This window comes from Stenotrophomonas sp. GD04054 (assembly GCF_029836955.1).
Taxonomy (GTDB): domain Bacteria; phylum Pseudomonadota; class Gammaproteobacteria; order Xanthomonadales; family Xanthomonadaceae; genus Stenotrophomonas; species Stenotrophomonas maltophilia_A.
Map to the genome: position 1 here is coordinate 73,263 of NZ_JAOECR010000014.1, position 16,303 is coordinate 89,565.

The following is a 16,303-nucleotide window of genomic DNA, read 5'->3' on the forward strand; positions in this document are numbered from 1 at the left end:
ACGAGGCGACACATGGCGGACAACGGCGCGGCCAACGAACGACTGATCTGGATCGACCTGGAAATGACCGGGTTGGATACCGACAACGATTCGATCATCGAGATCGCCACCGTAGTCACTGACGCCCAGCTCAACGTGCTGGCCGAAGGTCCGGAATTCGCCATCCACCATCCGCTGGAAACGCTGGAAGCGATGGACGAGTGGAACCGCAACCAGCACCGCCGTTCGGGCCTGTGGCAGCGCGTGGTGGACAGCACGGTGACCCTTGCCCAGGCTGAGGCGCAGACGGTGAATTTCCTGGCGCAGTGGATCCCGGCCGGCCTGTCGCCGATGTGCGGCAACTCCATCTGCCAGGACCGCCGCTTCCTGCACCGCCAGATGCCGCGCCTGGAGAAGTACTTCCACTACCGCAACCTGGACGTGTCCACGGTGAAGGAGCTGGCCAAGCGCTGGGCGCCGACCGTGGCCGCTGGCGTTGGCAAGAACAGCAACCACACCGCGCTGAGCGATGTGCATGACTCCATCGCCGAGCTGCGTCACTACCGCCAATTCATGGGCGCGCTGTCGGGGCTGCCGGTTGCCTGAACAACGACGCCGGGCATGGCCCGGCGCTACCGGGTGACACGCGAACTGGTAGTGCCGGCCGCTGGCCGGCAAGGCGCCGGGGGCGGTTCCCTTTCCAGCGGAAAGGGCCCTGATCCCCGCGACGAACCGTTCAACTATCCGGCGCTAAGATCAGCGCCATGAACGAGCCCATCCTGCTTCCCCGCGACATTGCCCATGACGCCCGCGACTGGTCTGACCTGCAGCGGGCGGTGGCCCTGCTGGAAGCGCCGACCCTGACCGCGCGCATGGCCAATCTGGTCGGCACGCCGCTGGAGTTCGCGGTGAAGGCGCTGCCCAGCTCGGTCTCCAACCGCATCCACGGCGCGGTGCAGGCGGCGCTGACCAAGTCGGCGCAGGCGGCGCTGTGGAGCATGGACAACACCCCCGGCAAGGGGGCGTCCACCCGCTGGCACAAGCTGGCCGCAGCGACCTCCGGTGCGGTGGGCGGCGCCTTTGGCTTTGCCGCGCTGTTCATCGAGCTGCCGGTGTCGACCACCATCATGATGCGCGCGGTGGCCGACGTGGCCCGCAGCGAGGGCTTCGACCTGTCCGAGTTCAGCACCCGCCAGGCCTGCCTGGAGGTGTTCGCGCTGGGTGGCAACTCGCCGCGCGATGACGCCAGCGAAACTGGTTATTACCTGGCCCGGGGCTTCACCACCGATGTGATGCGCCATCTGTCGGCCGAGCTGGCCGGGCGCGTGGTGACCGGCCGCGACCTGACCCTGGGCGTAGCGCCGAAGGAAGCCGGCAAGCTGCTGGCGAAGATGGTGGAGAAGGTGGCCGCGCGCTTCGGCGTGGTGGTCACCGAGAAATTCGCCGCACAGGCGGTGCCGATCGTGGGTGCCGCTGCCGGTGCGACGCTCAATACGATGTTCACCGATTACTACCAGGACATGGCGCGCGGCCACTTCATCGTGCGCCGGTTGGAGCGCAAGTACGGCGAAGACGTGGTGCGCACGTGCTATGACCGCGTGGCGCATGGCACGATCAGGATGGAACCCCGCCTGGAGTAGATCCACGCCATGCATGAATGAGCCTTCATGCCAGGCCATCCTTGCCTGCCGGGCACAACTGTTTTGCCACAACACGCCTGTTGCCTTTCGCAGGCGGTCCCCATTCTTGCTGGCACTCCCCCCGCAAGAGATGTCCGCCATGTTGTTCACCTCCCACTGCTTGGGCGCCTTGACCCTGCCCAACCGAATCGTCATGCCGCCGATGACCCGCTCGCGCGCTGCCGACGGCAACGTTGCCACCGCGGAAATGGCCGCCTACTACGCGCAGCGGGCCAGCGCGGGCCTGATCGTCAGCGAAGGTACCCAGATCAGCCCGCAGGGCCAGGGCTATGCCTGGACCCCGGGCATCCACAGCCCGGAGCAGGTGCAGGGTTGGCGCCAGGTGACCGACGCCGTGCACGCTGCTGGTGGCCGCATCTACGCCCAGCTGTGGCACGTGGGTCGGGTCTCGCACGTCGCGCTGCAGCCCGGTGGTGCCGCGCCGGTGTCGTCGTCGGCGCTGCTGGCCGAGGGCGTGAAGGTGTTTGTCGACCCCACCGGCGCGGGCCCGGAAGCGGGCGTGGGCGAGATGATCCAGCACTCGATGCCGCGCGCGCTGGCCGAGGCCGAGATTCCAGGCATCATCGCCGACTACGCGCAGGCCACCCGTAATGCGCTGGCCGCCGGCTTCGATGGTGTCGAGCTTCACGGTGCAAATGGTTATCTGATCAACCAGTTCATCGACTCGCAGGCCAACCAGCGCAGCGACGGCTATGGCGGCTCGCTGCAGAACCGGCTGCGTTTCCTGCGCGAGGTCGTGCAGGCGGTGACTGCAGAAGCCGGTGGTGAGCGCGTTGGCGTGCGCCTGGCGCCGCTGACGACGTTGCAGGGCGCGGTGGACGATACGCCGCAGGCCACCTACCTGGCGGCGGCACACCTGCTGGGCGAGCTGGGCGTGGGCTGCCTGCACATCGCCGAGGCCGACTGGGATGACGCACCGCTGATGCCAGTGGCGTTCAAGCAGGCGCTGCGCATGGTCTACCCGGGCACCCTGATCTACGCCGGCAAGTACACCGCCGAGCGCGCCGAGCAGGCACTGGCTGAAGGCTGGGCGGACCTGATCGGCTTCGGTCGCCCGTTCATTGCCAATCCCGACCTGCCCGAGCGCCTGCGTCTGGGGGCGGAGCTGAACCCGCCGGATCGCGCAACGTTCTTCGGCGGTGGTGCGGTCGGGTTCACCGATTACGCGACGCTGGAAGAAAGCGTCGCCGCCTGATCCCGGAGGCTGCCGGCCAGCGGCCGGCACTACCGGTGCATGGGCCAGCGGTCGGCATTACCGGCGTATGGACATGGGGTGGGTGCCGACCGTTGGTCGGCACTCCCGATCAGGGCTTGTCGCGCACCAGCGCGTCGGCCTCGACCACGCCGCCATCCTTGCCATGCAGGTACAGGTGCATGTCCTGCTGCGGGTACGGGATGTTGATGCCGGCCTTGTCGAAGCCCAGCTTGAGCTGTTCCAGCAGCGTGACCTTGGTGCCGAACCAGTCGGCCGACTTCACGTAGCAGCGGATGCCAAGATTGATCGCGTGCGCGCCCAGTTCGTACACCACTACGTCCGGTGCCGGTGTCTGCAACACGCGCGGGTCGGCCTTCATCAGCGCCAGCGCGGTGTCGCGCGCCAGCTGGATGTTGTCTTCATAGCCGATGCCCACCACCAGTTCGACGCGGCGGGTCGGCTCGGCGGTGAGGTTGATGATCGGCGCAGCGGTGATCAGCGTGTTCGGAATGGTGGTGTGCTGATTGTCGGCACCGGTGATGACGGTCTGGAAGATGCGCACTTCGCGCACCGTGCCGGTCTGTCCGGCCACCGTCACTACATCACCGACGCGGAACGGCCGCAGCGTCACCAGCATCACGCCCGAGGCGATGTTGGACAGCGAATCCTTCAGTGCCAGGCCAACCGCGAGGCCGGCGGTGCCGAGCACAGCCAGCAGCGGGGTGATCTGCACGCCCAACGTGCCGATCGCCAGTACCACCACGATCACCAGCGACGCGGCGTACACCACGTTGCGCAGGAAGTTGCCCAGCATCGGGTCCACGCCCATGCGCGCGGTGGCGCGTGGCATCGCGTTGGACAGGCGTCGCGCCACCCACATGCCGACCAGCAGCACCACGATCGCGGCCAGCAATGGCACGCCGTAGGTCTCCAGCAGGCGTTCCCAATCGAGCGAGTGGAACCAGGGTGTTGCGGTGGGGGCGGGTGGGGCAGTGGCGAGCATGCGGGCTCCTTTGCAGCGGGGGAGGTGGCGCGCGCAGACGCCAGAAACAACAAGCCCCGCAGAGGCGGGGCTTGCATGCAGCTGAAGTATGGGCCGGCGCCGATGAAAGCGACGTCAGCCCTCAGCAATCACGGTCTCAGCCGTTGGCCTTCAGCTTGGCCAGGCGCAGCCAGGTATCGACCACGGTGTCCGGGTTCAGCGACACTGACTCGATGCCTTCCTGCATCAGCCATTCGGCCAGATCCGGGTGATCGGACGGGCCCTGGCCGCAGATGCCGACGTACTTGCCCTTGGCACGTGCCGACTTGATCGCCATCGACAGCAGCTTCTTCACTGCCGGGTTACGTTCGTCGAACAGGTGCGCGACGATCGACGAATCGCGGTCCAGGCCCAGGCTGAGCTGGGTCAGGTCGTTGGAGCCGATCGAGAAGCCGTCGAAGATCTCCAGGAACTCATCGGCGAGCAGTGCGTTGGACGGCACTTCGCACATCATGATGATCTTCAGGCCGTTCTCGCCCTGCTTCAGGCCGTTCTGTTCCAGCACCTCGATGACCTTGCGGCCTTCTTCCAGGGTGCGCACAAACGGAATCATGACCCACAGGTTGTCCAGGCCCATTTCGTTGCGCACGCGCAGCACGGCCTTGCACTCCAGCGCGAAGGCGGCCGAGAAGCTCGGATCGACGTAACGGCTGGCGCCGCGGAAGCCGATCATCGGGTTCTCTTCGTGCGGCTCGTAGTTGCTGCCGCCGATCAGGTTGGCGTACTCGTTGGACTTGAAGTCCGACAGGCGCACGATCACGGCGTTCGGTGCGACCGAGGCGGTGAGGGTGGCGATGCCTTCGGCCAGGCGATCCACGTAGAAGCTGACCGGATCACCGTAACCGGCGATCTTCTCGTCGATCTTCTTCTTGGTTGCCGCATCCTGGCGGTCGTATTCCAGCAGCGCGTTCGGGTGGATGCCGATGTGGCTGGCGATGATCATTTCCAGACGGGCCAGGCCGATGCCGGCGTTCGGCAGCTGGCCGAAGTCGAAGGCACGTTCCGGGTTGGCCACGTTCATCATGATCTTCAGCGGTGCCGGCGGCATGTTGCCCAGATCGGTGGTGGTGCGCTCGAAGCCGAGCTTGCCTTCGTAGATGAAGCCGGTATCGCCTTCAGCGCAGCTGACGGTGACCAGCTGGCCATCTTCGATCACCTTGGTGGCATTGCCCGAACCGACCACGGCCGGCACGCCCAGCTCGCGCGCGATGATCGCGGCATGGCAGGTACGGCCACCACGGTTGGTGACGATGGCCGAAGCGCGCTTCATCACCGGTTCCCAATCGGGGTCGGTCATGTCGGCGATCAGCACGTCGCCCGGCTGCACGCGGTTCATGTCGTCCAGCGTCTTGACCACGCGGGCCACGCCCGAGCCGATCTTGGCGCCGACGGCACGGCCCTCGGCCAGCACGTTGCCGCCCTTTTCGGTCAGCGCGAAGCGCTCGATCTGGGTGGCATGGCTGCGCGACTTCACCGTCTCCGGGCGCGCCTGCACGATGAACAGCTTGCCGCTGACACCGTCCTTGGCCCACTCGATATCCATCGGGCGGCCGTAGTGCTTTTCGATGACCAGCGCCTGCTTGGACAGTTCCTGCACGTCCTCGTCGCTGATCGAGAAGGTGTTGCGCAGTTCTGCCGGGGTGTCCTCGATCCTGACGCGCTCACCCGGAACATCCGAATACACCATGCGGATCGCCTTGCTGCCGAGCGAGCGGCGCAGGATCGCCGGCTTGCCGGCCTGCAGGGTGGGCTTGTAGACGTAGTACTCGTCCGGGTTGACCGCGCCCTGCACGACCATTTCGCCGAGGCCGAAGGACGAGGTGACGAATACCACGTCGCGGAAGCCGGACTCGGTGTCCAGGGTGAACAGCACGCCAGAGGAACCGACGCCCGAACGCACCATCAGCTGCACGCCGGCGGACAGGAACACGTCCTCATGCTTGAAACCGTGGTGCACGCGGTAGGCGATGGCACGGTCGTTGTACAGCGAGGCGAACACTTCCTTGACCTTGTGCACGACGTCGTCGGCACCGGTGACGTTGAGGAAGGTTTCCTGCTGGCCGGCGAAGGAGGCATCCGGCAGATCCTCGGCGGTGGCCGACGAACGCACGGCCACGGCCACGTCGCCGCCGCCATTGTCGGCGCTCAGCTGGGCGTAGGCGGTGCGGATGTCCTGGTCCAGCTGCGGCTGCAGCGGGGCATCGATCACCCAGGTGCGGATTTCCTTGCCCGCTGCGGTCAGCGCGTTGACGTCCTCGACGTCCAGCGTGGCCAGCTTGTCGAAGATGCGCTTGGACAGATCGTTGTGCGCGATGAAGTCCTTGAAGGCTTCAGCGGTGGTGGCATAACCGCCCGGCACCGAAACGCCCAGACCGGCCAGGTTGCCGATCATCTCGCCCAGCGACGAATTCTTGCCGCCTACGCGGGCCAGATCGGCCAGACGCAGTTCGTGCAACCACAGGATGTTCTCGTTCAAGCGCGATGCTCCGTTTGGCCATCGCCCGAGGCGGGCTGGAATGGCCGCGTCCGTAGGAAGAAGCCGATATGATGCCGGGCAGAGTACCGTCGGCACAAGCTTGTGCTGGCGGCCTTTTTAGGCTTCGTAGGGGGTAAAAGCGCGCATGTCGACCATCCGTCCGGTGTTCTACGTTTCCGATGGAACCGGTATCACCGCTGAAACCATTGGGCATAGCCTGCTCACCCAGTTCTCCGGGTTCAGCTTCATTACCGATCGCATGTCGTTTGTCGACGACCCCGAAAAAGCGCGTGAAGCCTGTGCCCGGATCCAGGCGGCAGGGGAGCGGTACCAGGTCCGGCCGATCGTGGTGAACTCCTGCGTGGACCAGAGCCTGAGCCTGATCCTGGCCGACAGCGGCGCGCTGATGCTGGATGTGTTCGCGCCGTTCATCGAGCCGCTGGAGCGTGAACTGGCCAGTCCGCGCCTGGCCCGGGTCGGCCAGGCCCACGGCATGGTCGATTTCGACACCTACCACCGCCGCATCAACGCGATGAACTTCGCCCTGACCCATGACGATGGCATCGCGGTGAACTACGACGATGCCGACGTGATCCTGGTGGCGGTGTCACGCGCCGGCAAGACGCCCACCTGCATCTACCTGGCCCTGCATTACGGGGTGCGCGCGGCCAATTACCCGCTGACCGACGAAGACCTGGAAAGCGACCGCCTGCCGCCGCGCCTGCGCAACTACCGGCGCAAGCTGTTCGGCCTGACCATCGACCCGGACCGGTTGCAGCAGATCCGCCAGGAGCGCCGCCCGAACTCGCGCTACGCCAACCTGGACACCTGCAAGCGCGAGGTGGCTGCGGCCGAGGTGATGTTCCAGATGGAGCGGATCCCGACCCTGAGCACCACCCATACCTCGATCGAGGAGATTTCCAGCAAGGTGCTGGCCACGCTGGGGCTGCAGCGCGAGCTGTATTGATCCTCATCTGGTAGAGCCGGCCGCTGGCCGGCTGGTGGATGAACCCTCGGCCGCGATGCAGGGCTGCCGACCAGCGGCCGGCACTACCCAGGGGTTGGCTTGCACGTGCGCGCCCCCACGTTGAAGCACCAACGTGTAGGATCGACCCATGGCCCGAGCCTTGCCCCGCACCGAACGCATTCCCCGCCTGAGCCGGCTGAGCTGGCTCATGGGCCTGTACGCGGAAAACTACCGCCATCTGGTGCGTCTGTTCGAACCGGCCGGACTGGTGGCGGGCAGCTACATTTCCTCGATCGGCGACGGCCTGGATGTCCGCCTGGACGTGATCGAGTGCCACCGCTACACAGTGGAACTGCGCCTGACCTACGACCTGGCCGACCCGGTCACCGGTGAGCCGGATCCGTCGGCCTATGTGCGTCTGTACCGTGACGCGCGCCAGGCCGAGACCACCCATTGCTACGTAGGCCGCCGCTGGCAGGACACGATGGGCCTGTATCCGCCGCCGGCGGAGCTGATCAGCCACCGCATGCGGATGAACACCTTCCTCGGCAAGTGGCTGGAATACCTGGCCGAGCGCGGCCACGGCGTGGCCACCCTGCGCCGCGATCCCGACGGTGCCAGTGCGCCTGCCGAGCGTCGCCTGTCGCTGGTGCGCTGATCGGCCATAATCCACGGCTGACCTGCCGCTGGATGCTGCCCCATGCCGTACACCCCGATCGTCGCCACCCTGGGCTATGTGCTGTCGCCTGATCGTCGCCAGGTGCTGATGATCCACCGCAATACCCGTCCCGGTGACCACCACCTGGGCAAGTACAACGGCCTGGGCGGCAAGATCGAAGCGGACGAGGATGTGGCGGCCAGCATGCGCCGCGAGATCGCCGAGGAAGCCGGCATCGACTGCACCGGCATGCGCCTGCGCGGCACCATCAGCTGGCCGGGCTTCGGCAAGCACGGCGAGGATTGGCTGGGTTTCGTGTTCGTCATCGATGGATTCGAGGGCACCCCGCACGGCGGCAACCACGAAGGCACGCTGGAGTGGGTGGACCTGGACAAGCTGGACACCCTGCCGATGTGGGAGGGCGACCGCAACTTCCTGCCGCTGGTGTTCGACGCCGACCCGCGCCCGTTCCACGGCGTGATGCCGTACAAGGACGGGCGCATGGTGAGCTGGTCCTTCAGCCGCCTGTGAGCCGGGAAATCGGGTAGCTGCCAACCTTTGGTCGGCACGCTCTTCTGGCAAATTAATACCCGGGCAATATTGACGGCGGAGAATTACCCGGGCAATATTCGCGCATCGCCTCTGATGCCGTTGCCATGCCTGCGTCCCGACTTCCTCCCTTCAGTTGTTTCGACGGCCATCGCCTGGTCGCTTCCGGTACGCCGGAAGTGGCCGCGCTGGCGTTGAAGCAGCTGCGTGTCGACAACGCTGCCGGTCCGCTGCTGGTGTTCGACAACGCCACCGGCCGCACCCGTGATTTCGATACGCGTGGCAGCGACGCAGAACTCCTGGCGCGGGTAAACGAAGCGTTTCCCGCCGCCGTGGGGACGGATGCCGACGTCACTGCCGAAGAGGCGCCCGCAACCCCACGTGGCCGTGGCCGCCCCAAGCTGGGTGTGGTCGCCCGAGAAGTGACCTTGCTGCCGCGCCATTGGGCGTGGCTTGCCGAGCAGCCTGGCGGTGCCTCGGTGGTGCTGCGCAAGCTGGTGGAGGCGGCCAGCCGTGCCGGTGCTGACAAGGACCGCCAGCGTCGTGACAGCGAGCGTGCCTATCACTTCCTGCAGACCATCGCCGGTGACCTGCCGGGTTTCGAGGAGGCGATCCGTGTCCTGTTCGCGCATGACCGCGCGGGCCTGGAAGCGGCGTTGCGGAGTTGGCCCGCGGATGTGCGCGCCCACGCTCTGCGCCTGGCCTTCGACGATCCTGCGGACCACGCCGACGGCTGAGCCATCGCGCCGTTGCTGAGCGACGGCCCCACCTGACCGCGGGTCCAGGCCCGCTTCCCCTGTGCGTGCTTTGCTGGCGGAAACGCCGGGCAGGGCGGCGCCTTGCCCAGAGAACCCCATGAGCCCCCCTGTACATCCGATACCTCCGGCAGCACCCCCGCTGTGGCGCACCTATCTGACCCTGCTGCTGCCGATGCTGCTGACCAATGCGCTGCAGCTGGCCGCAGGCACGCTGGACAACATTTACCTCGGCCATCTGCTCGGCACACAGGCAGTGGCTGCAGCGGCTGCGTTCTTTCCGGTCTTCTTCCTGCTGTTGGCCCTGGTAATGGGCCTGGCGACCGGTGCGATGGTGCTGATCGGCCAGGCCTGGGGCGCGGGCCGCCCGCAGCAGGCACGCGCCGTGGCTGGCAGCGCGGTGGCGCTGATCCTGCTGCTGTCGGTGCTGGTGATGGCTGTGGGCGGCGGCTTCGCGCCACAACTGCTGGCGGCGTTGGGCACGCCGGCAGCGGTCCTCAGTGAGTCCATTGTCTACGCACGCGTGCTGTTGCTGACGGCACCGGTGTTCTTCCTGCTGTGGCTGGCCACTGCGGTGAGCCGCGCGGTGGGCGATGCGAAGACACCGCTGCATGCGCTGCTGCTGGCAACGGTGGTCGGCCTGCTGTGCACGCCGCTGCTGATCCTCGGCTGGGCCGGCCTGCCGCAGCTGGGTTCGGCCAGTGCGGCAGTCTCGGCGGCGTTTGCCTCGCTGCTGGCCCTGGCCTGGCTTATGTGGCGGTGGCAGAGGATGGAGCACCCGTTGGCGCCGGGACGTGAGCTGCTGCGTGCCATCCGTTTCGATGGCGTGCTCATCCGCGCGATGCTGCGCATCGGCGTACCGTCATCGCTGCAGATGCTCAGCCTGGCCATTGCCGAAATCGTGTTGCTGGGCTGGATCAACCGCTACGGCTACACGGCCACGGCCGCCTACGGTGCGGTCAACCAGTTGATGAGCTGGGTGCAACTGCCGGCTATGTCGCTGGGGATCACCGCCACCATCCTCGCGGCGCATGCGATGGGTGCGGGGCGTACGGCACGGCTGCCCGCCATCGCTCGCACCGGTGTGCTGCTTGGGCTGGCGATGCTGAGCGTGGTGGTGCTGCTGGTGATGGCGCTGGCGCCCTGGCTGACCGGGCTGATTCTGGCGGCCGCAGAGGTGCGCGAATTGGCCGCATCGCAGCTGCGCACGGTGGTATGGGGCGTGCTGGCGATGGGAGGCAGCGCGGTGCTGGTCGGAGTGATGCGAGGCAGTGGCACGGTGATGTTGCCAGCGTTGCTGGGCATGGCAGCGGTACTGCTGCTGGAGCTGCCGTTGGCGATGTGGTTGCAGGCGCGGCATGGGCTGGCCGGCCTGTGGTGGGCGTGGCCGCTGGGGTTGCTGGCGATGCTGGTGATGCAGGTGTTCTGTTTCGCGCATTGGCGGCGGCGGGTGCAGGCTGGGTAGTGCCGGCCGCTGGCCGGCAATCCGGAATGCCGGGGCAGCCGGCCAGCGGCCGGCTCTACCACTTGGTTGGCTCGCGCCCGGTGCGGTGGCTATGGTGGGCTTGGCCGCTGATGATGCAGGTGTTCTGTTTCGCTCGCTGGCGCCGGGTGCGGGCCGGCTCTACCACTTCAGCGCCGCTGTGCCAGCAGCAGATGGAAGTGCTTTTCGCGGATCTGGCCGTCATTGCCGGCTGCGGATTCCCGGTGGCTGCGCCAGGCCGAGACGCGGAAGCCCGATACCCGCAGCGCCAGCTCCACCGCGTCCAGCTCATGCAGTTGGAAGTCGGCAGCAAATGGCAGGCTGCGCATGAAGCTGGCGTCGCCAAAGGCCAGGCACAGGCGGCCGCCCCGGCGCAGCACCCGCGCCAGCTCGTCCAGCACCGGCGCCAGGTTCGGCCAGAAGTACAGGGTGTTGACCGCCAGCGCGGCATCCATCGCGGCATCGGCGACCGGCAGCGCATGAGCGTCGCCGTGTCGCATCGCGGCACGCTCGGCCAACCCGGCGCTGGCCAGGCGCTGGTTGCCGGCCTCGACCATGGCGGTGGACAGCTCAATACCCAGATAGTGGCTGTCGGTGGCCTGCAGCATCAGCGGCGCGAAGGCCGCATTGCCGGGGCCGATCTCCAGGACCCGTTCGCCAGTGCCGACGGCCAGCAGCCCGATCGCGGCCAGGTTGAGTGCGCCGTTGCTGCGGTTCATCGAGTCAGCCACCGCCAGCGCGGCCTCGCCATGGGGCTGCCGCAGCTGTGCGGCCAGAGTGGGAGCATCCAGCATCATCATCGTCCGTTGCAGAGTTTCGGACGTGGCGGCGGCGGGTCCGCCGGTGACCATAGCGCCGACCTTGTGGCTTGGGAAGTAGGGAAACCCCGCTTCGGGGTGATGAGGAAATGTCCAGCGTCGCAGTCGGTGAGATCTGGTTGTCCACAGGGGGTGTGGATTACGCGTGGGCAACTTTGTGGATAAGCCGCGACAGGCGCCACCCCCCTAGGCTGTCAAGATGGGTGGCGAAAAATTCACCGCCGGTGAGGACAGGTGAGGGAGCGGTGAAGGCTGGGGCCTGCCAGCGCTGTCGCCAGTGGCGGCGCTCGCGGTAACCTGTGGGCCTTGATGCTCCGTGAGACCCCATGAAACGTCACTTCTCGATGCTGCGCGAATTCCAGCTGGCCGACTGGTTCACCCTGGCCAATGCTTTCTGCGGCACCGGTGCGGTCTTTGCCGCAATGCGCTTCCTGCAGGACGGCGAGCGCGGCTACCTGCTGTTCGGCATGGCGTTGATCCCGCTGGCTTTCATTTTCGACGCCCTCGATGGGCGCATCGCGCGCTGGCGCAAGTCCAGCTCCACCCTGGGCCGCGAGCTGGACTCGCTGTCCGACGTGATCTCCTTCGGTGTGGCCCCGGCGGCGCTGGCCTACGCCTGCGGCATGCAGGGCGGCTGGGACTGGCTGGTGCTGAGCTATTTCGTCTGCTGCGGCGTCAGCCGCCTGGCGCGCTACAACGTCACCGCAGAGGCGCTGGCCGGCGACGAGGGCAAGGTCGCGTATTTCGAGGGCACCCCGATCCCGACCAGCCTGGTGCTGGTGATCGTGCTGGCGATCGCCGCCGGTACCGATGCCATCGGCCAGAACATCTGGTTCGGCCAGTGGCAGATCGGCCCGTGGCAGCTGCACCCGATGGTGCTGTTGTTCGCCCTGTCCGGGTCGCTGATGATCAGCAAGACCCTGCGCATTCCCAAGCCATGAGCCAGCCCTGCGGAGGCCTGCGATGACCAGCTCGGCCCACGACGCCGGCAGCAGTGATTTCGAAACCCTGGCCCGGCAGTACTTCGGCGCCTGGGGCGATGCCCTGCGCCATGCGAGCACGCCCGGCGCACCGGCTGGTGACGATCCCGGCAGCTGGCAGCGGTTGTTCGACTGGTGGGGCCAGCTGTTGCCCGAGCAGGGGCAGGGCGCGCCGGAAGATGCCGTGCGCCGCTTCCGCGAACAGGCGGGCAGCTGGTACGGCACCATGCAGGAAGTGGCCGCGCGTTTCGCCGGCCGCGACGCCAGCAGTGCCGACGTAGCACAAGCCTGGCGCGAGGCGGTGCAGGGGCAGGGCGACGGCATGCTGCAGTGGATGCTGCAGGGCGCCCGTGGCAGCACCCACGCTGGCGCCGCTGTACCGGAGTTTGCCGCCTGGCTGCAGCAGTTCCAGCTGCAGGCCGGTCCGTGGCTGCAGAGCCCGGCGTTCGGGCCCGGCCGCGAGCACCAGGCGCGCTGGCAGGCGCTGCTGCGGGCGCAGGAGGAATACCAGCAGCATTCACGCGCCTACGTCGATCAGATCAAGCAGGCACTGGACGAGGCCTTCGCGCTGTTCGAGCAGCGCCTGGCCGAGCACGAGCAGCCGGGCAGCCAGCTGACCAGCGCCCGCGCAATGTTCGACCTGTGGATCGAAGTGGCCGAGGAGGCCTACGCCAAGGTCGCCATGTCCGAACCATTCCAGCAGGTGTATGCCGCGCTGGGCAACGCTCAGATGCGCCTGCGCGCCGGCCTGCAGCGCGAGGTGGAACAGATGAGTGAACGGATCGGCCTGCCGACCCGCAGTGAGATGGACGCCGCGCACCGCCGCATCGCCGAGCTGGAGCGCAGCCTGCGCCGCCTGCAGGCACAGGTGGCGGCCATGGCCGGTACGGGCGAGGTCGATCCGGTGGCACAGCCGGCGCCGGCGAAGGTGAAGCCGGTCGCGCGCAAGGCCGCGAAGAAGGCCGCGCCGGCAAAGAAGGCGGCTGCGAAAAAGGCGCCTGCGAAGAAGGCTGCACCAAAGGCAGCGCCCCGTACTTCCACGCGGACGCGTGACCGATGAAAGGACCGCTGGGCTTCAACGCTGATGACCTGATGCAGGAAACCCTGGCCATGCAGCGCAAGCTGATGGAAGGGCTGAAGCTGCTGCCGCAGGTGGAAGACGTGGACTATGGCGTCACCGCCCGCGAGGAAGTCTGGCGCGACGGCAAGGTGGTGCTGTACCGCTTCGTCGGCGAACAGGCACCGACCCGGCGCACGCCGTTGCTGATCGTCTACGCGCTGGTCAACCGGCCGTACATGGTCGACCTGCAGGCCGATCGCTCACTGGTGCAGAAGCTGCTGGCGCTGGGGCAGGACGTCTACGTGCTGGACTGGGGTTACCCGGATCGCTCGGAGCGCTTCCAGACCCTGGAGGACTATCTGCTGCGCTACATCGATGGCGCGGTCGATGCGCTGCGCGCGCGCAGTGGTGGACCGGTCGACCTGCTCGGCATCTGCCAGGGCGGCGTGTTCGCGCTGTGCTACGCCGCGCTGCGCCGGCAGAAGCTGGGCAAGCTGATCACCATGGTCACCCCGGTCGATTTCCACACCGCCGACAACATGCTCTCGCACTGGGCGCGGCAGGTGGATGTGGACCTGCTGGTCGACACGCTGGGCAACATCCCGGCCGACCTGATGAATGCCAGTTACCTGATGCTCAAGCCGTTCCGCCTGAACGTGCAGAAGTACGTGGGCCTGCTCGACATCCTCGATGACAAGGCCGCGCTGGAGGATTTCCTGCGCATGGAGAAGTGGATCTTCGATTCACCGGACCTGGCGGGCGAGGCGTTCCGCGACTTCATCAAGCAGTTCTACCAGGGCAACGGGCTGATGAACGGCACGGTGCGGATCGGCGAAGAGGCGGTGGATCTGTCGAAGGTGACCCTGCCGGTACTGAACATCTACGCCGAGCAGGACCATCTGGTGCCGCCGGATGCCTCGCGCGCGATGCGTGGACGCCTGGGCACCGAGGATTACACTGAGTCCAGTTTCCGTGGCGGCCATATCGGCATCTACGTGTCCGGTCGCGCGCAGCGCGAAGTGCCGGCCACGATCGATGGCTGGTTGAAGGCGCGCGACGTGTAAGGCTTGCTTCGCTTTTGTAGAGTCGAGCTTGCTCGACCGCCTTGGAGAATAATGATGTCGCAACGGTTCACGCTGCTGCTTGCCACGCTGCTGCTGGCAGCACCTGTTGCCCACGCCGCACCCAGTACGGATGCACGCCGGGAGATCGCCGAGCTGATCTCCAGCCTGGACGGCTCCCAGTGCCGGTTCCAGCGCAATGGCAGCTGGTACGACGGCAGTGATGCGCGCGCGCACCTGCAGCGCAAGTACGACTACCTGCTGAAGAAGGACATGGTGGACAGCGCAGAGCAGTTCATCGAGCGCGCCGCCAGCCAGAGCAGCATGAGCGGCAAGCCCTATCGCATCCAGTGCCCGGGGCAGCCTGAACAGACTGCAGCCGCCTGGTTCGGCGCACGCCTGCAGGCCCTGCGCCACCGCGCTCCGTAGACATAGGGGCGGTGTAGAGTCGAGCCTTGCTCGACTGCTTTTTCCCGTAGCCTAGGAGAACCGCCATGAACACCGCGCCGCGCACGCTGTCACGTTCATTGAACGACCGCATGATCGCCGGCGTGATGGGCGGTATCGCCCACCGCTTCGGCTGGAACCCCACGCTGGTGCGGATCGTGTTCGTGCTGGTCTCGATCGGCTCGGCGGCCTTTCCTGGCATCCTGGTCTACTTGATCCTGTGGTTGCTGATTCCCAACGAGGCCGATTGAAGACTCCCGTGACGCCCTGGCCGGTCTGGCTGCGCGCGCTGCAGGTGCTGGGCGCGGTGTGGACGTCCCCCAATTCCCTGCTCGGCGTGATCGGCGGCCTGGCCGGCATGCTCGGCGGCGCGACGCTGCGCTGGAGCAGCCTTGACTGTGCGCTGGTGTTCGATCGCTGGCCGTGGGGACCAGGCGGGGCGATCACCCTGGGCAACGTGATCCTGCATACCGGCCATGACCTGGGCATTTCCTGCCGCACCTATGCGCATCAGGCGGGGTGGGGCGTGGAGCCGCTGATCCGGCTGGATGACCACGAACGCGCGCACGTCTACCAGTACATGGTGCTGGGGCCGCTGTACCTGCCGGTGTACCTGCTGTGTGGCGGGGTGAGTGCGCGTAACCCGTTCGAACGCGCGGCCGATCATTTCGCCCGGTTCGGGCGTGGCTGGTGGCCGTAGTTTCCAACCAACGGCGCAGCCCTCGTGGCTTGGTCGGGGAATACGTTTCATGTGATTGGGCCGGGCGGGGTGGGTTCGCGGGACACGCCGTAAACCCGTCCCTGGGGGCTCGATGGCGCCTTGCTCGTGTGCGCTGTCCTGCGCACACGGCAAGACCGGGGTTGGGCGTCCTGCCCAACCCGCCCGAGGCATGCCTCGGGCCCATGGCGCCAACGGTCCCGCGAACCCACCCCGCCCGACCTCTGACAGTTCCCGTGCGCGTCCAGCCACGGAGAAGAAATAGAACAGCAAAAGCGGGTCGCGCGCTGCGCTTGCTCGTGTAGAGCCGAGCCTGCGGTCGGCTTCGCGGACTGGCCTGAAAGCAGCCGAGCGTGGGCTCGGCTCTACAAAAAGCGGCCAGCCAGGCTGCTTTTGCTTTTGATCTTCTTTTTTC

The 16,303-nt window shown here is 66.8% G+C and carries 17 protein-coding genes; 14 read left to right on the forward strand and 3 right to left on the reverse strand.

Features of this window, described 5'->3' with window-relative positions:
* Positions 1–12: 12 nt before the first annotated feature.
* The 3 genes from orn to N7573_RS09150 all read left to right on the forward strand — a co-directional run bounded on the left by orn (position 13) and on the right by N7573_RS09150 (position 2,874).
* Positions 13–585: an oligoribonuclease gene (gene orn, locus N7573_RS09140; protein ID WP_107431636.1), complete on the forward strand. Its 573-nt coding sequence runs from the start codon at positions 13–15 to the stop codon at positions 583–585.
* 158 nt (positions 586–743) lie between these two features.
* Positions 744–1,619, forward strand: a complete 876-nt coding sequence (locus N7573_RS09145) for an EcsC family protein (protein WP_049398216.1) — start codon at positions 744–746, stop codon at positions 1,617–1,619.
* Between the two features lie 139 nt (positions 1,620–1,758).
* On the forward strand, positions 1,759–2,874 hold the full coding sequence (locus tag N7573_RS09150; RefSeq protein WP_279914039.1) for an alkene reductase: 1,116 nt from the start codon (positions 1,759–1,761) through the stop codon (positions 2,872–2,874).
* A 109-nt stretch (positions 2,875–2,983) separates the two neighbouring features.
* Here N7573_RS09150 and N7573_RS09155 read toward each other — a convergent pair whose 3' ends face one another.
* Both N7573_RS09155 and ppsA read right to left on the reverse strand, forming a co-directional pair.
* Positions 2,984–3,877, reverse strand: a complete 894-nt coding sequence (locus N7573_RS09155; protein WP_279913717.1) for a mechanosensitive ion channel domain-containing protein — start codon at positions 3,875–3,877, stop codon at positions 2,984–2,986.
* Between the two features lie 136 nt (positions 3,878–4,013).
* Complete coding sequence (gene ppsA, locus N7573_RS09160) at positions 4,014–6,392, reverse strand: phosphoenolpyruvate synthase (RefSeq protein ID WP_008267432.1); 2,379 nt, start codon at positions 6,390–6,392, stop codon at positions 4,014–4,016.
* Positions 6,393–6,537: 145 nt separating this feature from the next.
* On the opposite strand from ppsA, the gene N7573_RS09165 reads away from it, so the two are divergent.
* The 5 genes from N7573_RS09165 (at position 6,538) to N7573_RS09185 (ending at position 10,786) form a co-directional block, all read left to right on the forward strand.
* Positions 6,538–7,359 carry a pyruvate, water dikinase regulatory protein gene (locus tag N7573_RS09165; RefSeq protein ID WP_006452040.1) on the forward strand — a complete coding sequence of 274 codons (822 nt, stop codon included), beginning with the start codon at positions 6,538–6,540 and terminating at the stop codon, positions 7,357–7,359.
* A 148-nt stretch (positions 7,360–7,507) separates the two neighbouring features.
* Entirely contained in the window at positions 7,508–8,017 is a 510-nt protein-coding gene (locus N7573_RS09170) for a DUF1249 domain-containing protein (protein ID WP_032130357.1), read from the forward strand.
* Positions 8,018–8,059: 42 nt separating this feature from the next.
* Entirely contained in the window at positions 8,060–8,548 is a 489-nt protein-coding gene (locus tag N7573_RS09175; protein ID WP_049462146.1) for an 8-oxo-dGTP diphosphatase, read from the forward strand.
* Positions 8,549–8,673: 125 nt separating this feature from the next.
* A complete protein-coding gene (locus tag N7573_RS09180; RefSeq protein ID WP_189721023.1) occupies positions 8,674–9,303 on the forward strand; it encodes a DUF2239 family protein in 630 nt (209 codons plus the stop codon).
* Positions 9,304–9,421: 118 nt separating this feature from the next.
* The gene (locus N7573_RS09185; RefSeq protein WP_279943131.1) at positions 9,422–10,786 is read left to right on the forward strand and encodes an MATE family efflux transporter; all 1,365 of its coding nucleotides are present in this window, start codon (positions 9,422–9,424) and stop codon (positions 10,784–10,786) included.
* A 167-nt stretch (positions 10,787–10,953) separates the two neighbouring features.
* On the opposite strand, the gene N7573_RS09190 is transcribed toward N7573_RS09185, so the two are convergent.
* Positions 10,954–11,604, reverse strand: coding sequence for a class I SAM-dependent methyltransferase (locus N7573_RS09190; protein WP_049398211.1), 651 nt, complete (start codon positions 11,602–11,604; stop codon positions 10,954–10,956).
* A 344-nt stretch (positions 11,605–11,948) separates the two neighbouring features.
* Between N7573_RS09190 and N7573_RS09195 the strand changes: the two genes are divergently transcribed.
* From N7573_RS09195 to N7573_RS09220, 6 genes are all read left to right on the forward strand, one after another.
* Complete coding sequence (locus N7573_RS09195) at positions 11,949–12,563, forward strand: CDP-alcohol phosphatidyltransferase family protein (RefSeq protein ID WP_032130352.1); 615 nt, start codon at positions 11,949–11,951, stop codon at positions 12,561–12,563.
* Positions 12,564–12,585: 22 nt separating this feature from the next.
* A complete protein-coding gene (gene phaE / locus N7573_RS09200) occupies positions 12,586–13,662 on the forward strand; it encodes a class III poly(R)-hydroxyalkanoic acid synthase subunit PhaE (protein ID WP_032130351.1) in 1,077 nt (358 codons plus the stop codon).
* A complete protein-coding gene (locus tag N7573_RS09205; protein WP_071227618.1) occupies positions 13,659–14,726 on the forward strand; it encodes a class III poly(R)-hydroxyalkanoic acid synthase subunit PhaC in 1,068 nt (355 codons plus the stop codon). Before phaE ends, N7573_RS09205 begins: the two co-directional genes overlap by 4 nt.
* A gap of 51 nt (positions 14,727–14,777) precedes the next feature.
* On the forward strand, positions 14,778–15,152 hold the full coding sequence (locus N7573_RS09210; protein WP_279913891.1) for a YfeK family protein: 375 nt from the start codon (positions 14,778–14,780) through the stop codon (positions 15,150–15,152).
* Positions 15,153–15,217: 65 nt separating this feature from the next.
* Positions 15,218–15,421: a PspC domain-containing protein gene (locus tag N7573_RS09215; RefSeq protein ID WP_108765471.1), complete on the forward strand. Its 204-nt coding sequence runs from the start codon at positions 15,218–15,220 to the stop codon at positions 15,419–15,421.
* The gene (locus N7573_RS09220) at positions 15,418–15,870 is read left to right on the forward strand and encodes a hypothetical protein (protein ID WP_279913893.1); all 453 of its coding nucleotides are present in this window, start codon (positions 15,418–15,420) and stop codon (positions 15,868–15,870) included. The genes N7573_RS09215 and N7573_RS09220 overlap by 4 nt, the downstream gene beginning before the upstream one ends.
* Positions 15,871–16,303 lie beyond the last annotated feature (433 nt).